We start from the raw sequence: 26,846 nt of genomic DNA on the forward strand, positions 1-26,846 counted from the left end.
TTTTGTTTGAAAATAAATAGCTGAAAAATGCGCAAAAAGTCACTCCCATGCTATAATTTAAGTGGAAAAAATTTTTTTAGTTTGCTCTAGCCTGTTGCCGCAGTCCTAGAGCTTTTTTTGCGTCGTAATGCTCGCCTGTGCTCAAGATTTTATAGATTATTCGAATCATTTTATGTGCACAGGCGATGATTGCCTTCATCTTCGAACTTCTACCAGAAATACGAGCGTATAGATTATTGAACCCTTCATCTTTTGATCTCCCCGCAGTGCCTCCGGCCTGGAAAAGGCTGGATTTTAAATATTTATTTCCTTGTGTTGTATGGGAAGATTTTTTTATTCCAGCACTCTCGTAAGATCCTGGGCATACTCCCGCCCACGATGCTAAGTTGCCTTGTGATTGGAAGGCCTCTACATTTGGGCCAATTTCACTCAAAATCACGCAGGCAACAATAGCACTGACTCCGGGAAGTTCAATAAGGAGACTATACTCTCGCTCAAATCTCTCTAAAACATATTGCTTGATAACAGCCGTGATTTCCTCTACTTGATTTACCAAATGACGGTAATGTTCCAAGGATTGTCCCAGTAGGAATCGATCTTCAATGGACAATTTACCGTCCATCGCTTCAACTAGCTGATCCACAGTAGCTTTGACTCTCCCCTGAATTTTGGGAAGAACCGTTTCTTCTGCAATGACTTCCCCGTTAATGAACATCTCCAATAAGGCCATTCCAGTAAGACCATAGATATCCGAAAGATAGCTCGTTAGCTTAATGTTGGCCCGTTGTAAAATATTATGAATTTCATTTTTACATTGGGTGATCCGTTCAGTATAGGATTTACGGCGTCTTGTCAGAAGCCGCAATTGTTGAACTTCCTCGCAAGGAATGTAGGATGGCTGAATCAGACCACATCTACCAAGTTGGGCAATCCATTCCGCATCGTTCATATCCGTTTTCCTGCCAGGAAGATTTTTAATGTGTTGCGGATTCGCCAGAATCAACGTCAGATTGCTGTCATAAAAAATATTAAATATGGGAATCCAATATTGCCCCGTGCTTTCGAAAAAAACGTGTGTGACATTTTGAGACTGAATCCATGCCAATGCTTCTCTTAGTTTCTTTGTTGTTGTACCAAAGGTACGATGCTGTTTTTTTGGTTTGTTCGTGTCTAATGGGCCATCAAGGATACAACAGACAATGGACTTTTGATGCACATCGATTCCACAACAGGTTTCAACCATAACTTCCATGGAAATCCCTCCTATAAAAAAATGAGAAGATAACGGATTTCATCGAAATAGATCTGTAATTTTGTTTCCATACTCATAGGTATATTCGGTTTTTCTCAACAAGATGAAATCATTCAGTTTTTTGTACGGGTTCGGCAAAACACCGTTAAGAGCTTGAATTTGTGTTACCTTCAACTAAATTATAAGGGGCAACTTATTTTCTGTCATGGATTTGTTCGCGCAGCGAACTTGGAGTTTTTTGTGCAATGGGAAAGCTTTTGTGATTGCGTGGACTGCCGCACGGACTTCAGCCAATTTCGCTTCATCTGTGTGGTTTTGGATAGTCTCCACAATCAATTCAGCAACCTTGCGTGCTTCCGCTTCCTTCAGGCCTCTAGTTGTGATGGCAGGTGTGCCGATACGGATGCCGCTGGCTTTATTTGCGCCAAGCGTTTCAAATGGAATCGTGTTTTTATTGACAGTGATTTCAACGGTATCCAACAGTTTTTCTACTTGTTTTCCGTTCAAACCGCTGCTTGTAACATCCAACAGCAATAAGTGGTTGTCTGTTCCGCCACTGATGACGCGCAAGTCGGATGCATTAAAGACATCAGCCATTGCTTGGGCATTTTTGATGACTTGCCCGATGTATTCAGTGTACTCTGGTGTTGCAGCTTCAAAGAATGATACAGCCTTGGCAGCGATAACGTGCTCAAGTGGTCCGCCTTGGATCCCCGGGAAGACAGCGCTGTTCAACTTTTTGCCGAATTCTTCTTTGGCTAAGATGACGCCGCCGCGCGGGCCACGAAGTGTTTTATGTGTAGTCGTAGTTACGATGTGAGCGTACTCAACCGGATTTTGGTGATGTCCAGTTGCGCAAAGTCCTGCGATATGAGCCATGTCCACCATCAAATAAGCACCGACTTCATCAGCGATTTCTCTAAAACGTTTGAAATCGATTGCGCGTGGGTAAGCGCTGGCGCCTGCAACAATCAATTTTGGTTGTTCTTTCAAAGCAATCTCTCTGACTTTGTCATAGTCGATCGTCTCGGAATCTTTTTCTACGCCGTAAGCTACAAATTCATAAGTCTGGCCGCTGAAATTCACGGATGCGCCATGGGTCAAATGTCCGCCGTGACTCAAGTCCATTCCCAAAATTTTATCGCCGGGTTGAACCAAAACACGGTAAGCAGCCATATTCGCTTGTGAACCGGAATGTGGTTGTACATTGGCATATTCTGCACCGAAGATTGCTTTTATGCGATCGATCGCCAAGTTTTCGATGATATCGATAAATTCGCAACCACCATAGTAACGACGACCAGGGTAGCCTTCAGCATATTTGTTGGTCAAGATGCTGCCTTGTGCTCTCATAACATCTTCAGATACAAAGTTTTCGGAAGCAATCAGCTCGATTCCGTTCTCTTGTCTTTCGCGTTCTTTATCAATTGCTGCAAATAATTCTTTATCCATGTTTGCACCCTTCCATCACATTATTCCAAAATTTTAAACATTTAAAAAATGTAAGTTGAGTATAGCATAATTTTTCAGGAAATAAAGCATATAAGCTCCTGGAATTGAATATTTTGTATAAAAAGTAAGCTAAAGACGGATAATACACGATAATTCTGCTTATTTTTTCGGATATTTTGAAGAAGCCGCTTTTTCCAGACGATTCATGAATGCTTTCCCAAGGCCGGCAAGGTCATAGCCTTCCGCCAAGATCACATCGATCGGTTGATCATCGAGATACCGCAATCCGGCATAAAGACGCTGCGATGCAGCTGCCACATCATCCTTCAATCCCAATGAATAGGTAGCCAGCGCTGCATCCTTATGCGCAGCCAGTTGTTCTTCCGATGCCAAAATGCCGATTTTCTTGCCTTCACCGCGGTACACTTCAATGATAGCTTCCCAATCATCGGCCGTTCCATCAATCAGGACGACCGGTTGCGCGGGGGCATAATGCTGATATTTCATCCCTGGCGCTTTCGGTGCCTCTGCTTCATTTTTTATTTGCGCACTTCCTGCCAGTTTTCCGATGATCGGTTCCAATTGCACTTCCGTGATGGCACCCGGACGTAAAATGACAGGTCCTTCGGCATTGGTCAAGTCCAGAACGGTTGATTCCAAACCGATCTGCGTTTCGCCTCCATCAAGGATGCCTGCAATTTTCCCTGAAAGGTCATGCATCACGTGCTGGGCGGTCGTCGGGCTCGGTTTGCCTGATGTGTTCGCGCTCGGCCCCACCAAAGGAAAGCCGGTTTTTCTGATCAATTCAAGCGTTTGTTCTTGGGCAGGCATCCGCAACGCAACGGTATTGTGGCCTGCGGTTACGGTCGGCGCAAAAACGCCTTCTTTCATCGGGAAAATCAAAGTCAACGGCCCTGGCCAAAAAGCCTCCATCAAGGCTTCTGCTTGGGGCGGCACAAGGGCTACATATTGCGCAATCTCCCGATTGGATACATGAACGATCAGCGGATTGTCGCTGGGTCTTCCTTTTACTTTATATACATTTTTGACGGCTTCATCATTTGATGCGATAGCACCCAGACCGTAAACTGTCTCTGTCGGAAAGGCAATCAATTCTCCAGCTTTCAGCAGTTCGGCCGCCTCATCGATCGTTGAGGCGGCATATATTTTTGTTTCCATAATAAATAAATGCTCCTTTCTGAATGTTTGGACACGCAGCAGCGCTGTTCAGGTTAAAAAAATAGCCGGGGCAATTGCCCGCAGCCATTTTTTGCCCATGGATAACAGGCGACTCTTTTCTTATTTTACTATGAGCATGCGATCGAGGCCGGACAGATCTTTTTCGATCGTGACCGTTTTATCCGGGAAAGCTTTTTTGTAGAGTTCCAATAATTTTTCGCCTTGATTGAACCCGATTTCCATGAACAGGCATCCGTCTGTTTTCAAATGGAACGGAAGCGTGAACGCCATCTTTTGGTATAGGTCCAATCCGTCGTGGTCAGCGAACAAAGCCGAGTGCGGTTCGTAATCCAAAACGGAGCGGTCCATCAAGCCGATTTCATCTTCGCTGATGTAAGGCGGGTTGCTGAGGATACAGTCGAAAGTCTCCAACTGCACCGGCTCCAGCAGATCCCCTTGCAGGAAACGGATGTCCACATTCAGATGCTCAGCGTTCTCTTTCGCGACGGACAATGCTTCTTCAGACAGATCAGTGGCTGTAACTTCATCCTGCGGGCGTTCCTTTTTCATCGCAATGGCTATAGCACCGGATCCTGTTCCGATATCGAGGACCTTCTGCGGCCCTTTCCCCTCCAGGCATTTTAGCGCCCGTTGCACGAGCTCTTCCGTTTCCGGACGCGGAATCAACGTAGCCTCCGTGACTTTCAAGGGATAGCCATAGAACCATTCGACGCCTACGATGTACTGGATCGGTTTGCCCCCGACGTACTCATTTATGTCGCTGAAATACTGCTTGTATTCTGAATCCGTTATCGGATCGGCAAAGCGCATCAACAAATCCGTTTTCGTCCAACCTAAACGATCCAAAAGCAGCCTTTCAGCAGCCAACGGACTTTTTTCGTTCTGTTCCAAAAAAAGCGCGCCATTCTGCAATGCTTGCTGGTAAGTGAGCTCCTTAGATTGACCCATTGTTCAAGGACTCCAATTTTTGCGTCTGATCTGCCATGATCAACGCATCGATAACTTCATCCAATTTTCCGCTTAAAATCGTATCCAACTTTTGCAAGGTCAAACCGATACGGTGATCCGTGACACGGTTTTGCGGGAAATTGTAGGTGCGGATCCGTTCGGAACGATCGCCTGTACCGATTGCGGATTTACGCGTCGCATCGTATTCTGATTGTGCATCTGAAGAAATTTTGTCGTAGACACGCGTGCGCAAAATTTTCATCGCTTTCTCGCGGTTTTTGATTTGGGATCGCTCATCCTGCATGGCAACGGCGATTCCGGTCGGCAAGTGAGTCAAACGGACCGCGGATGCCGTCTTGTTGACGTGCTGTCCGCCGGCTCCGCTGGCATGGTAGATATCTGTGCGGATGTCTTTGTCTTCGATGTTCAATTCGACATCTTCCGCTTCCGGCAAGACGACAACGGTGGCAGTGGAGGTATGCACACGTCCTTGAGATTCTGTTTCCGGGACACGTTGAACACGGTGTGCACCGCTCTCGTATTTCAGTTTGGAGTAGGCACCGTTTCCGCTGATCATCAGGATGATCTCTTTGTAGCCGCCGATGCCGGTAATGTTCGCATCCATGACCTCGACGCGCCAGCCATGGCTTTCAGCGAATTTACTGTACATTGTGAACAGCTTTCCAGCGAACAAAGCAGCCTCATCCCCGCCGGCAGCCCCACGGATCTCCATGATTATATTTTTGTCATCATTCGGATCTGTAGGGAGCAACAAAACTTTGATGCGCTCTTCAAGCTCGGTCTTCTCTTTCTTTAAGTCGTTCAATTCCTCTTTGGCCATAGCAGCCATGTCATCATCCAACTTTTCTGACAACATTTCTTCTGTGTCGGAGATTTCTCCTTCCACCTCTTTATAGCGATTGAAGGTCGCGACTTTCTCGCGCAGCCCTGCTTCTTCTTTGGTCAATCCCAAGAACCGTTTTGTGTCAGCCTGGACTTCCGGATCGCTCAACAATTCGGAAAGCTCTTCATAACGGATAATGAATGCATCTAATTGATCATACATAACTTTTTCAAACTCCTCTTTTTATGTTTCTGAGTATCTGTTCTAGGCCAAGGGCGGATGGTGGTAATGGTTACGGCAGACGGGAAGATAGGATTCGTTTCCGCCGATTTGGATCTGTTCGCCGGCATATACTGGTTTTCCATCCACGACACGCATGTTCATGATCGCTTTTTTATGACAGTACCAGCAGATAGTTTTGATTTCTTCTATCTTATCCGCGTAGAGCAACAGATATTTGGAGCCTTCGAACAATTCGTTCTGGAAATCATTCTTCAATCCGAACGCCATCACCGGGATTCCCAATTCATCCACGATGCGCGCTAATTGGATGACATGCGCTTTGGATAGGAATTGGGATTCATCAATCAAAATGCAGGCTGGCTTTTTTGTATTTTTGCTGACTTCCAAAAACACATCCGTGTCATTCGCAATCGGAGTGGCTTCGCGCTTCAATCCGATCCGACTCGAAACATAGCCTACGCCATCACGGTTATCGATCGCGCTAGTAAAGATCATCACTGATTTGTTCTGCTCTTCATAATTGTAGGCAACCTTCAGGATCTCGATCGATTTCCCGCTGTTCATCGCCCCATATTTAAAAAATAACTGTGCCATTATGTCCACCTTTCCAACAGCGTCTTGCCTATTTTTCATAAATCGGTCGGAATTTCCTGCAAAAAGAAAGGATGCCCCTGTGTCATCCTGTTTCCGACCCGCTATTATCTCACCTTCATCATTCCGCTCCAGTAAGGTTGGCGAATGATAAAAAAACTGAATAACATCCCGTATAATGATAGTAGGAAATGGCTCCAAAGTCAATAAAATTCACGATCATCAGCTGTCATTCGGCAATCGGAACACCCTTTCCTGACACGATAAGGCATCTTAAAATATTAAATCCTGGCAAATTCTGCTATACTAACGCTATCGAAAAAAGCCTTGTTATATGCTATGATGGCAAGAGATACATAAGTAAGGAGCGAATTTATTTGACTATCCGCGGTTCACTAGCAATCAATATCGGCAAAATCGCCCAGTGGGGTCTTCAAACATTTACCAAAGGCGGAACCAGTCTGCCCGGCAAACTGGCCGTGAAATTGGATCCCGACGTATTGCAACATCTTTCTGAAAATTTTGATGTCGTCATCATCACCGGCACAAACGGCAAGACGCTGACGACATCGTTGACTTATCATGTCCTGCAACAAAAATTCCCGCATATTTTGACGAATCCGACCGGCGCCAACATGGAGCAAGGCATCATCTCTTCATTCCTGGAAGGCTATTCACGTAAAGTAAAAAAGGAAAGGGCCTTTGCTGTTCTTGAGGTCGATGAAGCCAGCCTCGTCAAAGTGACGAAGTTCATTAAGCCGAAGGTCATCGTGAACACGAATGTTTTCCGAGATCAGATGGATCGATTCGGCGAAATATATACAATCTACCAAAAAATGGTCGATGGCGCTGCACTCGCACCGGATGCGGTCATCCTGGCAAATGGGGACAGCCCAATCTTCAACTCCAAAGAGTTGGTCAACAAACAGATCTATTTCGGTTTTAATCACGAGCCCGATGGCGACACCTTGGCGCATTACAACACTGACGGCGTGCTGTGTCCAAAATGCCAGCACATTTTGCGCTATAAATTCAATACATACAGCAACCTTGGAAAATATTATTGTGCCCATTGTGATTTCAAACGTCCGGAATTGGCTTATGCGGTTACCAAAGTGGACAAATTAACGCACAAGAGTTCTTCATTTGAAATCGATGGCCATCCGTTCCACACGAATGTTGCCGGTCTCTACAACGTCTATAATGCCTTGGCTGCCTATTCCGTCGGTAAGCATTTCGGCTTGACTCCTGAAGAGATCCAAGCCGGCTTCTCGGCTGCCCAGCAAAAATTTGGTCGTCAAGAAACGATCACCGTCGACGATAAGGAAATCATCCTGAACCTCATCAAAAATCCGGTCGGTCTGAACCAGGTCATCGACCTTCTGCATTACGAAGAGGAGCCATTCAGCGTCGTATCGATCCTGAATGATCGCCCGGCAGACGGAACCGACGTCAGCTGGATCTGGGACGGAAACTACGAGAAGTTTTTGGATTTTGATATCCCGAAAGTTACCGTCAGCGGCATCCGCCAAAAAGAGCTAACCTTACGCATGAAGGTTGCCGGCATTCCGGAAGAAAAGCTGGAAGTTTTACCGGAAATCACTGATGTCATCAAAGCTTTCAAAAAGGCTCCTACGAAAAAAATCTATGTGATGGCAACTTACACCGCTGTGCTGCAACTCCGTAAAGAGCTGGCGAACCAAGGCTATATAGCGGAAAGGATGAAATAAATGCAACTACGTATTTGCCACTTGTATGGCAACCTACTGAATACATACGGCGACAACGGGAATCTGTTGATGCTCCAGTATTGTGCCCGTGAAAAAGGTATCGATTTCGAAACAGAGATCATCAGTCTGGACCAGCCTTTCGATCCCGAAAAATATGACCTCGTCTTTTTTGGAGGAGGCCAGGATTACGAACAGTTCATCGTTTCCAAAGACATTCAGGACAAAGCGGCAGGAATCAAGGAATATATCGAGAATGATGGCGTGGTATTAGCCATCTGTGGTGGTTACCAATTATTGGGCCACTACTACATGGATGCAGCCGGCAACAAAATCCCCGGCATCAGCGCCTTGGATCATTATACTCTGAGCCAGGACAACAACCGGTTCATCGGCGATATCACGATTCGCAGCGAAGAATTTAATGAGACCTACGAGGGATTCGAAAACCATAACGGACGGACCTTCCTTGGGGAAAACATGCGCCCGCTCGGGAAAGTCGAAAAAGGCATGGGTAATAACGGTGAAGATAAGACCGAAGGCGCCCGCTACAAAAATGTCTTCTGTTCTTATTTCCACGGGCCTCTGTTGGTCCGCAACATCCACCTGGCAAACCGCATCGTCGATATGGCCATTGCCCAACACAACAAAAAGATCGAAATATAAACCAAAAAAGAGGAGCTGCCCTGAAATGGGACAGCTCCTCTTTTTTGATATATGCTCATCGTTATTCCATTGCAAAAGAAAGCACAATCGTCAGCACTACAAATGCCAACAGTCCGGCGACGAACGCCCAGGATTGCCATCTCGCCATATTCAGAGTGCTTCCGATACCGAAACGTTTTTCGACAAATATAGATGGATCTTCTGGATTGTAATACCATACGCCCCACTTCCAGTAGCGCTCTTCATCGGCTTCCGTCACTTCATCCGGCAATTCACCGGCTTCGTTCAGGAACAGTTTTTCGCCGCCTTGGCCGTATTTCCAGGTCAGATAAACGCTGTACCCAACTATGATGACCACGAACGGTATCGTCATACCAAGGATCCACTGGGCGCCCTTGTCCGCGAAGAACAAGGAAAAGAAATGGATGCCGCTCAACAAAAGCTGCGTCAGTACGGTCACGACGAGGAAGTAATAGGACCAAGCCTGGCGGAACAATTTACTCTGCTTGCTGGAGAGATCTGACAGATAAGGCGAAATCTTCTGTTTCGATTTGATGAAGGAATAGTGACTGAAAAACATCATCGGAATCATCAACAATTGAATCGCCGGAAGCATAAATACATTCATATAGGTTTTATCGACGATCCGATCGGGCTCATTCGAACTGTTCCAGTGGACCGGGAAGCGCTCGGGAATCAAGTCATAGAAATAAAGCGTCACCGCTACGGTCACCAACAGGATAAACAATTGCGCCGAAACGAAGACCGAATGGGAGACCACCTTCAAATCTTTTTGATAGGCCGTATCGATGACGATTTTGGCTTTTTTCGGTTCAATCCGGATGCCGTTCGCTTCTTTCCAACTGCGGAGCTGTTTCCGTTTCTGCAGGTACAGCAGGAAGGAAAGGAAGATGAAAATGAACATCGCAACCGTCACATAAATGCTGGTGAACATTTCCGCTTTCTCTTCATCATCCCAGAGAAGAAAGAAAAAGATTGGCGCAGCGAGCAGTATACTCCCGAATATATTTTGATAAAGGTAAGCCTTTTTAAGTTTCAAAACGTAAGGGTCCTTCTGATGCGATGTCGGAACAGTCACTCCAAACGGTGTGCCTAACCGGCTATAATATGGCGTAATGCCGTTGACCACTCCAATAATCAAAAACATAATCACCATGAACCAACTAAATATCAGCATCTGCTTTCCCTTCCCCTTCCAACTCTTTCTCGAGTTCGTTCAGCCATCCGTTGAACGTTGCTTCATTAACCTCAAAAATCTGTTTGTCGATCAGAATTTCTTTGAGCTTATCCTGCATCGCCGCTTTCGTGCGTTCATTGGACGCCATTGTCGCGCGTTCGCTGACGAAATAGCCTTTCTGGTTTTTTTCCAGCACGCCTTCGTCGGTCAATAGATTATACGCTTTATTCACGGTATGCATGTTAATGCCCAATTCGCTGGCCAGGCTCCGGACGCTCGGCAATCCATCCCCATATGACCATTCCCGTTTGAGGATGCCAATTTTAATCTGGTACATCAGTTGCGTGTAGATCGGCGTGTCGCTGTTCGGAAGAATTTCGATGAACATTTTTACCCCTCCTGTTCGTTATATAACAAGTATAACACTAGCGGTGGGATTTGCAAGCAGAAAGCGGTGCGCTGACGCCTCCTCCGGTTAAAGCAGGCTTCCCCGGAGGAGAGGGTTAGAGTGATATGTGTCCTCCGATGAGCAGGTCCCCGCCGGAGGACCTGCTATAGTTTTCCTCTCTTCTCCGGCGAACGACGGCGTCACCGGAGTTCCGCACTATTATTCACTTTCTCCTCCAGCCACCCCGCAAAAAAATTTAGTACAACACAAAAAATGGCATGCGACCGATAACCCCCGGTTGCATGCCATTTCCCCACACTTGTACTCTCTACTAGTAACCTTCTTGCAAAGCCCTGATGCTGTTTTCCGTCACGACCGACGTATCGCAAAGCATGTCGATTGGATGTTGTTTCTTGTTTTGGAAAGCAGTAACCAGATAGACCACAGCCACGATTTTACCGATATAACGACCCACGCCTTCGCGGATCAGGACGGTCTGCCAACTGAGTTTTTCTTCTTTAAAGCAGACAACACGGATGCCGAAAATCATTTTCCCAAGTGTTTGGCCGTTTGTATATTTCGTTGTCAGTATGAAATACCCGACAAAGATCAGCAACTGAAAAAATCCGAAAAAGGTAAAGAAATCGTTCCCTTGCATACTGAATCCGCCCAAAGCGAAAATCGGCTTGATCAAAAGCCCCACCAATGCCTGCACAATCAGCAAGTCGACGAGGTAGGCAAACAACCTGATCCAGAAGCCGGCGAATACATAATCCGGATAGCGGTGAAACGGGCGTTCCTGCTGGTCGGAAAAGCGCTCGGCTTCCTCCCAGGCTACTTTCTTTTTGCGGATTTCTTCCAAGCGTTCTTCATGCGTAGTGGTTTGCTCTTCCATCATCACTCACCTCCGTAGAGATAAAGCAATCTCGGAGCGGCGGTTGTCCCAAAAGTATCACGTAGCAACTGCAGTTCAGAAAGCGTCTGATTATCCTGGCTCGTCAGTTTGGCAGCCGCCTGAGCGAACAACCAAGAAAAATCGGAAAATAGGCCAGGTGTCGAAGTGTAGTCGAAGACTTCCGCATCCTCGAGGTCATAAGCGGCTTTCATCGCTTTCAATGCATCATCCGTGTAGGCTATCTCATCCACCAACCCTAACGCTTGCGCTTGGGTTCCGGAATAAATCATGCCGTTCGCAACAGCACGGACCTCTTCTTCCGGCATGTCCCTTCCTGTCGATACGACGGTGACGAAGCGCTGATAGGCCTCATCGACGTATGCCTGAAGCAAAGCACGCTCTTCTTCCGTCATATCCCGATCCGGCGACCCGATGTCCTTGAGGCTGCCTGACTTGATCGTATTGTATTCGATACCCAATTTTTCAAGAAGGCCAGAGTATTCGATTGCTTGCATGATGACGCCGATCGAACCGGTAGTCGTTTCAGCTGTAGCATAAATTTTATCCGCACCAGCAGAAATGTAGTAGCCTCCGCTTGCGGCCGTTCCTTGCATCGAAGCATAGACCGGAAGTTTCTTCTCAGCAGCAATGCGGTACAATTTATCGTGCGCTTCCGCACTTTCATATACCCCACCACCCGGGCTGTCCACTATCAGGAAAATCCCTTTGATCGTGTCATCCTCTTCGATGGCCTTCAGTTGCTCCAGGAAAAGATCGTGATCATAGCTTGAGCCGTCAGTCAGCATACTCCCTGTACCAGATTGAATCGTTCCTTCGATATGCAGAACCGCGATCCGGTTGCTGGCATCACCGCTTTCCAGAACACTTTCCTGCAGGCTTGTCCCTGGGATCAGATTGCCGGTAAGCTGGCTGAGGGAATCTTCCGTTTGGTCAGCCACACGGGTCGACAGGAATTGCGAGCCGATTGATGCCACGAAAAGCACAAGCGCGATTGCCACCGCAATCCATCTCTTTTTGTTCATCAAGCATTACCCCTTTTCATTTCGATTATTCTTGAACATAGTCCTCTTCCGGTTCTTCTATTTCAGGTTCATCCAAATATAATCCGGAAATTTCTTTGTACCAATCAAAAATATGCATGAACAGTACTTTAAGGACAGCATAACCGGGAATGCCTAAGATGAAACCGGTCAGACCGAACAGTTTTCCTGCCGTAAGCAACACGAAGATGATTGTGACGGGATGGACCTCGAGATTGCTGCCTAATACTTGCGGTGAAATGACGCGCCCCTCGATGAATTGTTCAATCGAGAAAACCAATAGCACTTTTACCAACATCAGTGGAGAATCCACTATCGCAACGATCACAGCGGGCACCATCGCAATGAAGGAACCCATATACGGGATGATGTTCAGGAAGCCTGCGAGTATCCCCAGGACGATGCCGAATTTCATTCCGATGATGGCATAGCCGATGACGAACATCAGCCCGACAAAGAAGGCGACTGTTATCTGACCGCGCACATATTGACTGATCTGCGTGTTGATTTTCTTCAAAAGCTCACCTATCGATTCTCGCAGATTTGTGGGAAAGAATTGCAAAAAAGTCAGTGGCAACTTATCCCCTTCCTTCAATAAATAATACAAGATGATCGGCATCGTGACGATTCCCACAAATGCGTTCGTTAAAATCCCGACGACGCTGCCCAATCCGCTGACCGTGTTCGACAGGACTTCATTCAATTTCGTGGAAACAGAGTTGAAGATGTCCGAGTTAATTTGATTAATCTGATCCTGCAAAGAGGTGAACCAATCATAATTGACCAATTCGATTGTCATGCTCTCGAGCGCCTTCCAATAAGCCGGAAATTCGCGGACAATGCCTATCGTCTGATCGCGGATGATCGGGATCAGAATCGCAAATCCCCAAATCATCATCAGCAGTACCAGCACAAAGGCGATCCAGGTCCCGGCAAATCGTTTGATGCCCCTCTTTTCCATCAGCGTAACCAAAGGATTCAGCATATAATAAAAAATACCCGCCATTATGAGCGGAAAACCGATGACACTAAAGAAGCTGCCTATTGGTCCTAAAAGATAAGATATTTTTGAAAATACCAAAAAGATCAGGAGAATCAGTAAAATGATCAGAAGGACAGTCACGAATTTGTTGTTCAGAAACCATCTTTCGAACCACGACAACCGATTCCCGGATTTCGTTCCTCTACGCGGAGCTCTTTCCATTGGACTCACCTTCAATCTTTCTTCTTATAAGTAATGGTGGTGCCGTCTGTTATTGTCGGCAAAACGTAAGGGGTCAAATAGATGCTTGTTTCCAGGCGTTCGTCGTCCCAATTTTTAAAGATCATGGTTGTGTGGCCAAGCGACTGCAGATTTTTCAAGACATGCGTACCTACATAGGATATGCGGTATTCCTGATCGTCAAATAAAATCCGGTCCCCGTCCGCCAGTTCGAACCATTCCTGCGGCTCCACAAAACGATGGATGACAGAAACCTCCTGCAATGTTGCCGTTGCGCTGTCATCGAACAGGATGATCATCGGTTCTTTTATATCTATTGCTTTTTCTCCAATTTGAATTACTTTGCTTTGCATTGACATATCCCCTTTTCAGACACTTTTTACACCTTCTATTCTATCACAGTTTATTTGGCAAACCATTGATTATGCCATTCAAGCCAACTTTATTTGCTTTGTAAGCTTTTTCCCTGTAATTGTGAAGGGCATTTGTTATAATGGAATTATCATAATATATAGGAGGTCTTTGAATGGAACAAGTTTTATATCTTGGCTCTTACACGAAAAGAGAAAGTAAAGGGGTTCATCAAATCATTTTGGACACCGATAAAAAAGAATTACGTGATTATCGCTTGATTGCGGAAGTCGACAGCCCTACTTACCTGGATTTATCGTCAGACAAAGAAACACTATACGCAATTTCCAAAACGGACGAAGGCGGCGGCATCACTTCTTTTAAGAAAAATGAAAACGGAACCTATGATAAGGTAGCCGAAATTTCTGCCGAAGGATCTGCGCCTTGCTATATCTACTTCGACGAAGACAAAAAATTGATCTTCACTGCCAATTACCACGGCGGATACTTGACTGTCTACAAAGAGAACGCTGACGGCTCCTTCACGATGACTGACCGTGCGCAACATGAAGGTTCAAGCATCCATGAAAACCAAAACATTCCGCATGTGCATTACAGCGCGCTTTCTCCGGACAAAAAATACTTGTTATCATGCGATTTGGGAACCGATGAAGTGTACACCTACACAGTTTCCAATGAAGGCAAACTGACCGAAGTTGCCCGCTATAAAGCGACTCCTGGCACTGGCCCGCGTCACTTGGTTTTCCATCCGAACGGCAAAGTGGCTTACTTGTTTGGCGAATTGAGCAGCGATGTCGAAGTGTTGGCTTATGATGCAGCAGCAGGCACTTTCTCATTATTGCAAGTCATCACGACTATCCCTGAAGAGCATACCGGTTTCAACGGCGGCGCGGCTATCCGCATTTCCGCTGACGGCAAGTTCGTTTATGCTTCCAATCGTGGTCATGACTCATTGGTTGTCTATGCAGTATCCGAAGACGGTGAAACATTGTCATTGGTGGAATATGTACCGACTGAAGGAAATATCCCGCGTGACTTCAACTTGGATCCAAGCGGCCAATTCGTAATCGTGGCTCATCAGGATTCCGATAACCTGACTTTATTCGAACGCGATGCAGAAACAGGCAAATTATCGTTGTTGCAAAAAGACGTCTACGCGCCAGAGTGCGTCTGCGTGTTCTACTAAAATAATCACATTCCCCTCCACGTTCTGATGAACGTGGAGGATTTTTGCTTTCACTTTGTGTATCCTGTCGTAATCAATGCACAAATCATTGAAGCTACCAGCTGAGCAGAATAGTTACCTCTCTGAGTCACTCTCCTGTATACTCGATTTATAGATTATTTGAACGGAGGTTGGAGCTTACATGATTACCGGTTTTCACCATCTCACCGCCATCACCAAAGATGCGGAGAGGAACAAGACATTCTATACAGATATCCTAGGGTTGCGTCTCGTAAAACAGACGGTCAATCAGGATAACTTGACCGATCCCCATCTTTTTTATGGGGACTACAAAGGAACTCCTGGTACGATTTTGACCTTTTTCGAGTTGCCGAGAGTTGGCCAACGTCACGAAGAAGACAGTTTCATCCACGAAGTGCTATTGAAGATTCCTCAAGGCAGTCTGCCGTTCTGGAAAAAACACCTTACCGCGAGGGACATTCGTTTGATTGAGAACGATGACAAAGGATGTACCTTTCTGGATCCTGACGATATGAAAATCAGCTTGGTCGAAGTAGCCGGAACGATTGCAGCCAGTCAGGCGACGAACCACAGCGAGGTGCCCACCGAATACCAGATCATCGGAATCCAAGGCATTCATTATACCGTGTCAGATGTGGAAAAAACCGAGGTCTTTTTCCACGATGTGCTGGGCATGCTGCTGACAGATCATATTGCCCATCCGAGGTCTTCCGCGGATGAAAAAAGTCGGCTGATCCAGTCCACCAGCCTGAAGCCTTCCCGCCTCGGCAGAGGAGCCATCGACCATATTGCTTACAGCGTGCCAGACCGTAAAAATTTGGATCAGATCCTTGAAAAGGCAAAACGAAATGATATTACCGTAGAAAAAATCATCGATCGTGGTTACTTCCAAAGCCTTTATCTGCGCGAGCCGAGCGGATTGCGCATCGAAATTGCAACCGACAAGCCTGGCTTCACATTGGATGAACCATTGGAAAAACTCGGGGAAACATTCGCCCTCCCTGATTTCTTGCAACCACAACGAAAAGCGATCGAATCCACTATCCTGAACAGAAAGAAGTGATCTCATGCAGCATTTCAATAGCGAAGAGCTCAACACAAAACAGATGTACAAATTTTTGACCGGGAGCATCATTCCCCGCCCGATTGCTTGGATCACCACTCAGAATCAGGAAACACAGATCGTCAATGCTGCGCCGTTCAGTTTTTTTAGCGTCGCCTCGAACGTGCTGCCGCTGATAAGCGTAGCCATTCTAAGGAATGACGGAAAAATCAAGGATTCTGCCAAAAACCTGCTGGCTTCCGGACAAGGCGTCGTCCATATCGTCAGCGAAGAACTGGTTGAGGATATGAATAGGACGGCTGCTCAATTGCCTGACACCGAGAGCGAAATCGATCTGACGGATTTGACATTGACTGCCAGCAACACTGTCACTGTACCCGCGATCAAAGAGGCGAAAATACGGATGGAGACAACTGTCCATCAATATGTTCCTCTGACGGATGCGGAAGGCAACGTGCTTACGGATCTGTTCATCCTGCGCGTCGTAGATTTCTTTTTCGATGAATCGGTGTTCAATCAGGAAAAACAGTATGTTTTGGCCAACAAATTGGAGCCGGTCGCTAGGCTGGCCGGCAACGATTATACAAAGCTCGGGGAGATTTTTTCGCTGGAACGTCCTTAACGGATTTTCAGTTTGCAAACGGCGACTCGCAGGCAGCTTTTCCGCCTAACGAAAAAGCTTCATCCGGCAAATCTCCGGATGAAGCTTTTTGGGATATATGAAATTATTCCTTCGGCTGGACGCTTCCTATTTCTGCTTTAACGGCAGACTCGCCGGTCACATCCAGGCTGAAATTTTTAACTTTGTCCATATTCGTGATGACGACGACCATCGCGGAATCTTTGCCGGCTTCCTGCAGCTGCGCTAAATCCACTTTGGCGATCAGTGTGTCCGCAGTCACAGCTTGGCCTTCCTTCACGAAGATTTCGAATGGTTTCCCGTTTAACTCAACCGTATCCAACCCCATGTGCAACAAAAGTTCCAATCCGCTGTCCAACAAAATGCCTACTGCATGCTTTGTCGGAAATACGCTCAATACTTTACCTTTTGCTGGTGAATAGATGTTTCCGTCTGTAGGAATGACCGCGAAACCGTCACCCATCATTTTTTGGGAAAATACTGGATCTGCAACATCTGAAACAGGTACCACTACACCATTGGCAGGTGAATATAAAATTTCCTTCTCAACTGGCAGTTTTCCCTTTTTATCATCCTTCTTAAAAAAGCCAAACATGCTATCGCCTCTTCCTTATTTAAATGAGCTTTTGTGAAAATTGGTATACTTCATTTTAACATAAACAGGTAAGCATTGTGAAATTTTTTTAGCACCGCTTACATTCAAAAATGCTCCTCCATTCCTTAAGAATCCTTGAAAAGGATTGGCTAATCTTTTTCATTTCGCTATACTAGATGATAGAGTATAAAAAAAATGCACTACAGAAAGGATAGTATATGGAATTTATAGAAATACTGAAAGCAATTATCCTCGGCATTGTAGAGGGTATCACTGAATGGTTGCCCATCAGCAGCACGGGCCACATGATCTTGGTTGAAGAGTTCATCCAATTGGATCTTTCGCAGGCATTCAAAGAGATGTTCTTCTATGTTATTCAGCTGGGTGCCATCCTCGCGGTCGTCGTCATTTATTTTCACAAACTGAATCCCTTTTCCCCAAGCAAAACCAAGGAAGAGAAGACACAGACTTGGGATATCTGGAAAAAAGTAGTCATCGGGTGTATTCCGGCAGGGGTCATCGGCTTGCCCTTGAACGATTGGGCGGACGAAAACCTCCTGAACGCGACAGTTGTAGCTCTGGCACTGATCATCTACGGGATCTTGTTCATCCTGATCGAAAACAAGCATAAGGATCGCGAACCAAGCATCACCAATTTCAGCCAATTGACCTATATGAAGGCTTTCCAAATCGGTTTGTTCCAAGCGCTCTCGATCATTCCGGGAACCTCGCGCTCCGGTTCTTCCATCTTGGGGAGCATCGTATTAGGCACTTCCCGCTTCATCGCAACTGAATTCTCCTTTTTCATGAGCATTCCGATCATGTTCGGGATCAGCTTTTTGAAGATCATCAAATTCGGCTTCAGCTTTACCGGGCTTGAATTCGCAGTTCTCTTGTCAGGCATGATTACTGCTTTCCTCGTTTCGATCGTCGCCATCAAGTTTTTGATCGGTTATTTGAAACGCAACGACTTCAAAGCTTTCGGTTGGTATCGGATTATACTTGGAGCAATCGTCTTGATCTATTTCCTGTTTGTCTAAAAAATAATTTTGGCCATCCTTTTGGGGTGGCTTTTTGTTTTGTCATCCAGAATACTTTTTTGCTTATCGATAATCATTATAATCTATCGTCATTCGTTTTCCTTCTGATTTTATTGCTGCATGCAATTTTTGGCCTCTTTGAATTGTGTCTGATATGTGGATATTGAGAATGATATTCATTTCCGTTTGATTATAATGATTATAATCTAGACTTTTTTAGTGCTATCATGAAAGCATATAAGGAAGGAGTGTCAAATCATGAAAGACTTATTTAAGAATAAAGCGATGATCGCAACCACGATAAGTGGCATTCTGATCATTCTTGGCATTTTGTTGCAATGGCAAAACTTTGATATAGCTGCAGCCATCATTTTCGTTCTATCGTTCATCATAGGCGGTTATAAACAAGCAAAAGAAGGATTCATCGATACAGTTGAAAATAAACACTTGAACGTCGATATCCTGATGGTGCTTGCCGCAGTGGGCGCCTCTCTTATCGGTTACTGGATGGAAGGCGCGCTGCTCATCTTCATCTTCTCGCTCTCCGGTTCGCTCGAGGAATACGCGACCGATAAAAGTACCCAAGCGATTACGGCATTGATGAACATTGTCCCTGAAATCGCAAAGCGCATCAACCCGGATGGCTCAACCGAAGACGTTGCAGTCAAGGATCTGAAAGTCGGCGATACATTAATGGTCCCTAAAGGCGCCAGCATCCCTATCGACGGCACGATTGCATCGGGTCAAGGTCTGATCGATGAAGCCGCCATTTCCGGCGAATCCGTTCCTGTCGAAAAAACTGTCGGCGATGATATATTCGGCAGCACGATCAACCTGAGCGAAGCGTTGACGATGACTGTCTCGAAAGAATCCAAGGATACCCTGTTCGCCAAAATTATCCGCATGGTTGAAGAAGCACAAAAGACACCTTCTAAGACAGCAAGTTTCATCAACCGTATCGAAAACACCTATGTCAAAATCGTCCTCATTTTTGTACCTGTCATGATCGCTGTGTTTTATTTCCTCCTGGATTGGGGTTGGAATGAATCATTCTATCGCGGCATGGTGCTATTGACGGTCGCCTCCCCTTGCGCATTGGTGGCTTCGGCCACTCCTGCTGTGCTTTCCGCCATTTCCAATGCAGCAAAGCACGGTATCCTGTTCAAAGGCGGCATCGCAATCGAGAACTTCTCGGCCATGGATTGCATCGCATTCGACAAAACAGGCACGCTGACGGAAGGCAAACCTGTAGTGACGGAAGCCAGCTATCTGGCAGGCACGGATGAAAAGCACATCATGTCCGTTGTGTATGCGTTGGAGCACTCTTCAACCCACCCGATTGCCTCCGCATTGGTCCAGCATCTTGGCACGAAGGACTTTGTGAAGTCCCAGATGGATACGATTAAGGATCTTACAGGTTTCGGATTGGCCGGCGGAGCATTCGGAAGCCAATGGAAAATCGGCAAAAAATCCTTTGTCGTTAATGATGACCAGAATGAGCCTCCCTTCGTAAAAGAAGCTTTCGCGCTCCAAAACGAAGGAAAGACCGTCATCTACATTTCACAGGATGATACAGTCGTGGCCTATTATGCTTTATTGGATACCCCTAAATCTGAAGCAAAAGACATGATCGCCTTTTTCAAAGCCAATGGCGTCCACACGATCATGATTACCGGCGACAATGAAGCAACCGGGCAAACAATCGGTAAGCAATTGGGTGTGGATGAAATCCGCGCAAACTGCCTTCCCGAAGACAAAACTACCATCCTGAAAGACCTGCAGGCGAAATATAATCTGGTCGCGATGGTCGGAGACGGCGTGAACGACGCCCCTGCATTGGCAAACGCCGACATCGGCATCGCTATGGGCGAAGGAACGGACATCGCCATGGAAACGGCGGATGTGGTACTGATGAGGAGTGAACTCGACAAACTGGAATATTGTTATGGATTGTCGAAGAAGCTGAAAAAAATCACCATGCAGAACATCATCTTCTCGATTACCGTCATCCTTATTCTGATCATGTCCAACCTGTTCCAGCTCATCAACTTGCCGCTCGGTGTGGTCGGACACGAAGGCAGCACAATTCTGGTCATCATGAACAGTCTAAGGCTTTTGGCGAAAATCCCTACCCACCACTTTCAAGGCACTGTCACATCGGACGGAAAGGCTTCGAGCACCGGATTAGCGCACGAAAAATAATTTCACTCATGCTAGTGGCATCTGAAAACATGAAAACAGGCATTGATGAGAATTCATCAATGCCTGTTTTTTAATCTAGTCTTTTTTTGATGGGAAGAATGCATCGTACAGCACTTTGACTGCTCTAGCTTCATCCTTTTCGTCGATCCCGAACATGATGCTGACTTCTGATGAACCTTGGTTGATCATTTCCAGGTTGATGTCCGCTTCAGCAAGTGCGGTACAGGCTTTCGCTACTGTCCCGACGGAATTGACCATGCCTTCGCCGACGATCATCAATAAGCAGATGCCACCTTTGACATTTACATCGTCCGCTTCCAATTCATTCTTCAAGCGGTACAACAACTCTTGTTCCTGCTGCATCGTCATCTGATTGGCGCGCAGGATGATCGATAAATCGTCGATACCGGATGGCATGTGTTCAAAGTTCAGGTTGAAATCTTCGAAAATCTGCAGCACTCTGCGGCCGAATCCGACCTCTCGGTTCATCAGGTATTTGCCGATGTAGATGCTCATGAAACCGGTCGAACTTGCGATACCGGAGACGATCTGCTTGTTTTCAGGCTTTGTTCTTGTGATGCTCGTACCTGGAGCAGACGGATTGTTGGTATTTTTTACGACCACCGGGATTCCGGCGCTGAAAGCCGGCTGCAAAGCTTCGTCATGGAAGACTGAAAATCCGCTGTAGGATAATTCACGCATTTCGCGATAGGTCAATTGCTTGATTTTTTTCGGGTGTTTGACCATTTTAGGGTTTGCCACATAAATGGCGTCAACGTCCGTAAAGTTTTCATATAGGCTAGCTTTGACACCGTTGGCGACGATTGCGCCGGAGATGTCCGATCCCCCTCTTGAGAAGGTAAGCAATTGTCCATCCTTCGTGTAGCCGAAGAAGCCCGGGAATACGATGACTTCTTTCGAGTCACGCAAAGCATACAGATTCTTGAAGGATTCCGATAATACACGCGCGTTTCCTGGATTGTCAGTGACCAATAGGCCTGCATCCTTCGGGTTGACGTATCTGGCAGGGATGCCCTCTTTATTGAAAAATGCAGCTACAAGGATGGCGCTGTTGTCTTCACCGCTTGCTTTGTAAGCATCCAGTGCATACAATTCGTTGTAGAATTTCGACTGGATCAGTTTCTCATAGTTTTTGGAAATGATGGCCATAACGCTTGGATCGATCTCCAATTCATCGACGATATCTTGATATCTTTTCAGGATTGTCTTCAGGGTTTTTTGGTGATCTTCTTTATTTTGTACCTCATTGGCCAACTTGATCAGCAGATCCGTAACCTTCTCGTCCGAGTCATTGCGCTTCCCGGGTGCTGAAACGACCACAATTCTTCTGTCTGCGTCATCTTTCACAATCTGCAACACTTTTTTCAATTGAGTTCCATTCGCAAGAGAACTCCCGCCAAATTTGATAACCTTCAAACCGAACACTTCCTCACTTGGTTTTTTAATCTTTTTTTAATTTTGTAATTGTATTTTCATTTATGCTTTAGAATATCATCATATCATGGCTATGGCAATTACCTTTTCAAACTTTACATCATTTGTAACATATTTGTATTGTTAATGCTATGGCCATTTGCAAAAAAAGGAATATACTATGAGTTAACTTAATGTGGGAGGTTTCAAATCAGTGAAAAAAAATAATCCTTGGAGGATCGTAGTCGGATTATCCGTAATCGCAAGCATCAGCTCTGCTTTGTTCAAGTCAAATCGCAATGCCGGGAAGAGTCAATCAGCATCGTACACCCCTTACATCGGCACATGGAAAAACGACGCACAGTCCTTGAAGGTTGAAATTACTGATAATCTGGAGATTCTCCTAAACAACAAAAAATTAAAAGCAACCCTTGAAGAAGCCAAACCCAACGAACTGGTCTTCCGCGACCACTTCGGCTATTATCTGATTCTGAAAAAAGATACGTCCCCTACGCTGACCATCTACGATGAGGCAGAAGAACAAGAATTCTACTTCAAACGTGAAACCGATAAATAACGAATTGCTTATGTAACGCCGCCCCTAATAAGGGCTTTTTTTTTTGAAATGGGTGACTGTGAACGGATGTATAACATGAACATGGATAAATTTCGTTTATTCATGTTCATGAACAAAGCAAGGGCTGCCTCAAAAACGAGGCAGCCCTTGCTTGCATTTAGTTAACTTCGATCAGGACTGTGGTTTGATCTTCCAGATTTCATCCGCGTAACGCAGAATCGTGTAATCCGATGAAAACGGCCCTGAGCTTGCAATATTCATCAGTGCCATGCGGTTCCATCGGTCTCTGTCAGAAAAGGCCACATCCGCCTCATATTGCGCTTGCAGATATCCATCAAAGTCCTTCAGCAGGAAATACTCATCGTTGTACATGACCAACGAATCGAAGATATCCCGGCCTTCAGTCTCGACACCTGGAATCGTGCCATCAATAAGCAGATTCAGGATACGTTTCAAACGCGGATTCTTTTCGTAGATATCTCTTGAATTGTATACGCCATTGCGATAGTATTCTTGCACTTCGTCACTCTTCAGGCCAAAGATGAAGATATTGTCGTCACCGACATTATCCCTGATTTCAACATTGGCACCATCCAATGTTGCCATTGTGATGGCACCATTCGACATCAACTTCATATTGCTGGTACCGGAAGCTTCCTTACCGGCAAGAGAAATCTGTTCGCTGATATCGGCTGCCGGGATGATCAACTCTGCCAACGAAACGCCATAGTTCTCAACGAAAACAATCTTGATTTTGTCATCGATGGAAGGGTCATTGTTAACGAGATCAGCAATCGAATTTATCAATTTGATTATTTGTTTTGCATAATAATAGCTAGGGGCAGCTTTTGCACCAAAGATGAAGACGCGTTTCTGCAGATTAGCATTAGGATTATCCTTCAGTTGCAGGTATCTGTCTAAGATGTGCAGAACGTTCAGCAATTGGCGTTTATAAGCATGCAATCGTTTGATCTGCACATCGAACAATGCAGTCGGATCAATTTTGATGCCCATTTCTTGCTGTACATAAGCTGCAAAACGTACTTTGTTTGCCAGCTTGACTTGTTCTAGCTTATCCAGGACATTTTTATTGTCGCGGTGCGCCTTCAGAATTTTGATGTCTTCCGGATCGCTCTTCCACTCCGTCCCGATTGTGTCGTCAAGCATCGCAGTCAGATTTTCATTCGCGATCTGGACCCAGCGCCTTTGCGTGATTCCATTGGTTTTGTTGTTGAATTTTTGCGGATACATCACATAGAAGTCATGCAGCGTATCAGCCATCAGGATGTCAGTATGTAATCTAGCGACGCCATTGACGCTATGGCTGCCGATGATGGCAAGGTTGGCCATTTTGATTTGTCCATTTGCGATGATGGCAGTGCGCTGCGATAATTCTTCTCCGTATAAAGGCGTTTTCTTGTCGATATGGCGGCGGTTGATTTCCTGAATAATCTGGTAGATACGCGGCAATAAATCTGAAATCATCGTTTCCGGCCAACGCTCCATTGCTTCCTGAAGAATCGTATGGTTGGTATAGCTGACTGTTTTCTTCGTGATTTCCCACGCTTGGTCCCAAGTCAACCCCTCTTCATCCAACAGGATCCGCATCAATTCAGGTATTGCCAAAGTTGGGTGCGTATCGTTGATGTGGATGGCGATTTTATCCGGGAAAAGGCTCCAGTCCAGATTTAATTGCTTGAAATAGCGGACGATGCTTTGGATGCCGGCAGAGGAGAAAAAGTATTCCTGCTGAACGCGCAATAGACGCCCTTCATAGTTGGAATCATCCGGATACAATACTTCGGTGATACGTTTGACTTCTTCACGTTGCTCTTCCGTCGAAAAACGCGCTTCATCACCATACGGTATTTCTGCAGACCAAAGTCGCAGATTATTGACGACGCCGTTATTGTAGCCGACTTGCGCTGTATCGTAAGGAACCGCTAGGATATCACGGGTATTTTCGTGACGCACACGCAATTTGCCGTCCCCATCCTGCGTAAAGCTGACCTCTCCGCCGAAACGTACGATGACGGCTTTATTCTCTTTTCTGACTTCCCATACGTTCTTGTTGCGGAGCCAATTCTCAGGCAATTCAATCTGATAGCCGTTGATGAATTTTTGTTTGAAAAGACCATAACGGTAGCGGATTCCGTTGCCGTTTCCGGCAAGGCCGGTCGACGCGATCGAATCCATGAAGCAGGAAGCTAATCTGCCGAGTCCGCCGTTTCCTAAAGCCGGATCGACTTCAGCACGCGCCACTTCATCCAAATCCAAGCCCATATCCTCCATGCCTTGTCTGACGCAGTCCAGTATCCCCATATTAAGGAGATTGCTTTTCAGCATCCTTCCGGGCAGGAACTCCATCGAAAAGTAATAGATTTGCTTTTCCTTTTTGTTGTTGTACTCCGTGACTGTTTGAATCCAATCCTCGGAGTAGAGTCCGCGGACCAAGTCCCCCAAAGCAATGTACTGTTCCGTTTTTGAACCCGCCTCATAACCGTAAGCGAATAATTCCTCAAATTTCTTTTGATATTCTTTTTTGAACTCTTGAACGTCAAATGCCATATATGCTTCCAACTCCTCTTATTCGTTGACTAATGACTGATAGACATCCAGATAATCCTTAGCCGGTTCTTTCCAGCTGAAATCGCTGCTCATTGCTTCGCGAACCATTTCGGCCCAGGCTTTCGGTTGGTTTTCATATACATCCAGCGCACGATAGATGGTTCCGAGCAATGCATACCCACTGAAATCAATGAATGTGAACCCGGTGCCTTCACCCGTGTAGGAATTATAAGGGACCACGGTATCTTTCAAGCCGCCCGTTTCATGCACAATCGGCAAAGTGCCGTAGCGCAAGGAAATCATTTGCGACAAGCCACATGGTTCGAATGCGGAAGGCATCAGGAACAGATCTGCGCCTGCGTACATCTGCTGTGCCAAGGTGATGTCAAAATCGATGACCGCAGCAAAGCGATCAGGGTATTTTGCAGCAAAGTAACGGAAGGAGTCCTCGTATTCCGATTCTCCGGTCCCGAGGATAGCAATCTGCACATCCCGGGCATTCAATAATTCCTCGGTTTTTTCCTGCACAAGTTGATAGCCTTTTTGATCAGTCAAGCGTCCGACGCTCGTGATCAACGGGATGTCAGGATTCACTTCCAATCCCAAACGTTCCTGCAGGGCCGCTTTATTTGCTGCTTTCCCGGTCAAATCGTCGGCTGAGAAATGGAATTCGAGCTTCGGATCCGTTTCCGGATCATTGACATCGTAATCGATTCCGTTGATGATGCCTCTGATTTTCCAACTGTTGTAGCCCAAAGTCCCTTCCAAGCCTTCACCGAATTCCTGTGTCTGGATTTCATTCGCATAGGATGGGCTGACCGTCGTGACGACGTCTGAAAAATTGATGCCGCCTTTCATGAAGTTAACGTTATCGTAATACTTCACGCCAGCTTCATGGTAGATGTTCATGCCGGTCCCGAAAATACTAGTCAGAATTGATGGATCGTACACGCCTTGGAAACGGATGTTGTGGATCGTGATGACTTTACGGATGCCTTGATACGCTTCGACCCAATGGTATTTATCCACAAGGAGAACCGGAACCATGGCCGTATGCCAATCATTCACATGCACGACATCCGGAATGAAATCAATTTTTTCCATCATTTCGCAGATCGCCAAAGAGAAAAAACCGAATCTTTCGGCATCATCCATTTGACCGTACAGGGATGGACGATTGAAATAGGCTTGATTATCGATGAAATAATAAGTCACGCCTTCCAATTCCAATGTTTTCACACCACAATACATGCTTTTCCAACCGACTTGTACGCGGAAGTGCAGTAATTCTTTGATGTCTTCTTTGTATTTTGCAGGCATGGTCGAGTAATAGGGAAGCACTACCCGGATATCCACGCCTTGTTTGACTAACTCCTTCGGCAATGCGTACGCGACATCACCGAGGCCACCTGTTTTAAAGAAGGGAGCAGCCTCACTTGCGGCAAATAAAATTTTCATCGT

At 45.9% G+C, this 26,846-nt stretch carries 24 protein-coding genes; 8 read left to right on the top strand and 16 right to left on the bottom strand.

Annotated elements, in window-relative coordinates:
• Positions 1-76: 76 nt before the first annotated feature.
• The 6 genes from WBM30_RS00035 to WBM30_RS00060 all read right to left on the bottom strand — a co-directional run bounded on the left by WBM30_RS00035 (position 77) and on the right by WBM30_RS00060 (position 6,533).
• A complete protein-coding gene (locus tag WBM30_RS00035) occupies positions 77-1,252 on the bottom strand; it encodes an IS110 family transposase (protein ID WP_424898801.1) in 1,176 nt (391 codons plus the stop codon).
• A 174-nt stretch (positions 1,253-1,426) separates the two neighbouring features.
• Positions 1,427-2,704, bottom strand: a complete 1,278-nt coding sequence (glyA, locus tag WBM30_RS00040; RefSeq protein WP_424898802.1) for a serine hydroxymethyltransferase — start codon at positions 2,702-2,704, stop codon at positions 1,427-1,429.
• A gap of 159 nt (positions 2,705-2,863) precedes the next feature.
• Positions 2,864-3,883 carry an L-threonylcarbamoyladenylate synthase gene (locus tag WBM30_RS00045; protein WP_424898803.1) on the bottom strand — a complete coding sequence of 340 codons (1,020 nt, stop codon included), beginning with the start codon at positions 3,881-3,883 and terminating at the stop codon, positions 2,864-2,866.
• A 120-nt stretch (positions 3,884-4,003) separates the two neighbouring features.
• Positions 4,004-4,852 carry a peptide chain release factor N(5)-glutamine methyltransferase gene (gene prmC, locus WBM30_RS00050; RefSeq protein WP_424898804.1) on the bottom strand — a complete coding sequence of 283 codons (849 nt, stop codon included), beginning with the start codon at positions 4,850-4,852 and terminating at the stop codon, positions 4,004-4,006.
• Entirely contained in the window at positions 4,839-5,918 is a 1,080-nt protein-coding gene (gene prfA, locus WBM30_RS00055; RefSeq protein WP_086627420.1) for a peptide chain release factor 1, read from the bottom strand. The genes prmC and prfA overlap by 14 nt, the downstream gene beginning before the upstream one ends.
• Positions 5,919-5,960: 42 nt before the next feature.
• Positions 5,961-6,533, bottom strand: coding sequence for a thymidine kinase (locus WBM30_RS00060; RefSeq protein ID WP_424898805.1), 573 nt, complete (start codon positions 6,531-6,533; stop codon positions 5,961-5,963).
• Positions 6,534-6,907: 374 nt separating this feature from the next.
• Here WBM30_RS00060 and WBM30_RS00065 point away from each other — a divergent pair, with 374 nt between their 5' ends.
• Complete coding sequence (locus WBM30_RS00065) at positions 6,908-8,260, top strand: MurT ligase domain-containing protein (protein WP_424898806.1); 1,353 nt, start codon at positions 6,908-6,910, stop codon at positions 8,258-8,260.
• Positions 8,261-8,923: a type 1 glutamine amidotransferase gene (locus WBM30_RS00070; RefSeq protein WP_424898807.1), complete on the top strand. Its 663-nt coding sequence runs from the start codon at positions 8,261-8,263 to the stop codon at positions 8,921-8,923. It abuts the gene before it with no gap.
• Positions 8,924-8,984: 61 nt separating this feature from the next.
• Here WBM30_RS00070 and WBM30_RS00075 read toward each other — a convergent pair whose 3' ends face one another.
• The 6 genes from WBM30_RS00075 to WBM30_RS00100 all read right to left on the bottom strand — a co-directional run bounded on the left by WBM30_RS00075 (position 8,985) and on the right by WBM30_RS00100 (position 14,040).
• Positions 8,985-10,121, bottom strand: coding sequence for a DUF1648 domain-containing protein (locus tag WBM30_RS00075; RefSeq protein WP_424898808.1), 1,137 nt, complete (start codon positions 10,119-10,121; stop codon positions 8,985-8,987).
• Positions 10,108-10,509, bottom strand: a complete 402-nt coding sequence (locus tag WBM30_RS00080; protein ID WP_424898809.1) for a GntR family transcriptional regulator — start codon at positions 10,507-10,509, stop codon at positions 10,108-10,110. The genes WBM30_RS00075 and WBM30_RS00080 overlap by 14 nt, the downstream gene beginning before the upstream one ends.
• Positions 10,510-10,840: 331 nt before the next feature.
• Positions 10,841-11,407 carry an RDD family protein gene (locus WBM30_RS00085; RefSeq protein ID WP_424898810.1) on the bottom strand — a complete coding sequence of 189 codons (567 nt, stop codon included), beginning with the start codon at positions 11,405-11,407 and terminating at the stop codon, positions 10,841-10,843.
• Positions 11,407-12,447: a signal peptide peptidase SppA gene (gene sppA, locus WBM30_RS00090; RefSeq protein ID WP_424898811.1), complete on the bottom strand. Its 1,041-nt coding sequence runs from the start codon at positions 12,445-12,447 to the stop codon at positions 11,407-11,409. The genes WBM30_RS00085 and sppA overlap by 1 nt, the downstream gene beginning before the upstream one ends.
• Before the next feature lie 25 nt (positions 12,448-12,472).
• On the bottom strand, positions 12,473-13,669 hold the full coding sequence (locus WBM30_RS00095; protein ID WP_424898812.1) for an AI-2E family transporter: 1,197 nt from the start codon (positions 13,667-13,669) through the stop codon (positions 12,473-12,475).
• Between the two features lie 11 nt (positions 13,670-13,680).
• Complete coding sequence (locus WBM30_RS00100) at positions 13,681-14,040, bottom strand: PTS glucitol/sorbitol transporter subunit IIA (protein WP_424898813.1); 360 nt, start codon at positions 14,038-14,040, stop codon at positions 13,681-13,683.
• Between the two features lie 173 nt (positions 14,041-14,213).
• Here WBM30_RS00100 and WBM30_RS00105 point away from each other — a divergent pair, with 173 nt between their 5' ends.
• The 3 genes from WBM30_RS00105 to WBM30_RS00115 all read left to right on the top strand — a co-directional run bounded on the left by WBM30_RS00105 (position 14,214) and on the right by WBM30_RS00115 (position 16,951).
• Positions 14,214-15,245 carry a lactonase family protein gene (locus WBM30_RS00105; RefSeq protein WP_424898814.1) on the top strand — a complete coding sequence of 344 codons (1,032 nt, stop codon included), beginning with the start codon at positions 14,214-14,216 and terminating at the stop codon, positions 15,243-15,245.
• Between the two features lie 181 nt (positions 15,246-15,426).
• On the top strand, positions 15,427-16,329 hold the full coding sequence (locus WBM30_RS00110) for a VOC family protein (protein ID WP_424898815.1): 903 nt from the start codon (positions 15,427-15,429) through the stop codon (positions 16,327-16,329).
• Between the two features lie 4 nt (positions 16,330-16,333).
• A complete protein-coding gene (locus tag WBM30_RS00115) occupies positions 16,334-16,951 on the top strand; it encodes a flavin reductase family protein (protein WP_424898816.1) in 618 nt (205 codons plus the stop codon).
• 103 nt (positions 16,952-17,054) lie between these two features.
• On the opposite strand, the gene WBM30_RS00120 is transcribed toward WBM30_RS00115, so the two are convergent.
• The gene (locus WBM30_RS00120; protein ID WP_319995913.1) at positions 17,055-17,564 is read right to left on the bottom strand and encodes a PTS glucose transporter subunit IIA; all 510 of its coding nucleotides are present in this window, start codon (positions 17,562-17,564) and stop codon (positions 17,055-17,057) included.
• A gap of 218 nt (positions 17,565-17,782) precedes the next feature.
• Here WBM30_RS00120 and WBM30_RS00125 point away from each other — a divergent pair, with 218 nt between their 5' ends.
• Positions 17,783-18,604 (top strand): undecaprenyl-diphosphate phosphatase, encoded by an 822-nt coding sequence (locus WBM30_RS00125; RefSeq protein ID WP_424898817.1) that lies wholly within the window; start codon positions 17,783-17,785, stop codon positions 18,602-18,604.
• 258 nt (positions 18,605-18,862) lie between these two features.
• Positions 18,863-20,806: a heavy metal translocating P-type ATPase gene (locus WBM30_RS00130; RefSeq protein ID WP_424898818.1), complete on the top strand. Its 1,944-nt coding sequence runs from the start codon at positions 18,863-18,865 to the stop codon at positions 20,804-20,806.
• A 75-nt stretch (positions 20,807-20,881) separates the two neighbouring features.
• Here WBM30_RS00130 and WBM30_RS00135 read toward each other — a convergent pair whose 3' ends face one another.
• The gene (locus WBM30_RS00135; RefSeq protein WP_424898819.1) at positions 20,882-22,243 is read right to left on the bottom strand and encodes an aspartate kinase; all 1,362 of its coding nucleotides are present in this window, start codon (positions 22,241-22,243) and stop codon (positions 20,882-20,884) included.
• 211 nt (positions 22,244-22,454) lie between these two features.
• On the opposite strand from WBM30_RS00135, the gene WBM30_RS00140 reads away from it, so the two are divergent.
• Complete coding sequence (locus tag WBM30_RS00140) at positions 22,455-22,817, top strand: DUF4828 domain-containing protein (protein WP_424898820.1); 363 nt, start codon at positions 22,455-22,457, stop codon at positions 22,815-22,817.
• 171 nt (positions 22,818-22,988) lie between these two features.
• Here WBM30_RS00140 and WBM30_RS00145 read toward each other — a convergent pair whose 3' ends face one another.
• Both WBM30_RS00145 and glgA read right to left on the bottom strand, forming a co-directional pair.
• Entirely contained in the window at positions 22,989-25,385 is a 2,397-nt protein-coding gene (locus WBM30_RS00145; RefSeq protein WP_424898821.1) for a glycogen/starch/alpha-glucan phosphorylase, read from the bottom strand.
• Between the two features lie 18 nt (positions 25,386-25,403).
• A complete protein-coding gene (glgA, locus tag WBM30_RS00150) occupies positions 25,404-26,843 on the bottom strand; it encodes a glycogen synthase GlgA (protein ID WP_424898822.1) in 1,440 nt (479 codons plus the stop codon).
• Positions 26,844-26,846: the final 3 nt, after the last annotated feature.

The sequence above is a fragment of the Trichococcus sp. genome (genome assembly GCF_049684335.1).
In the GTDB taxonomy this organism is placed as follows: Bacteria; Bacillota; Bacilli; order Lactobacillales; family Aerococcaceae; genus Trichococcus.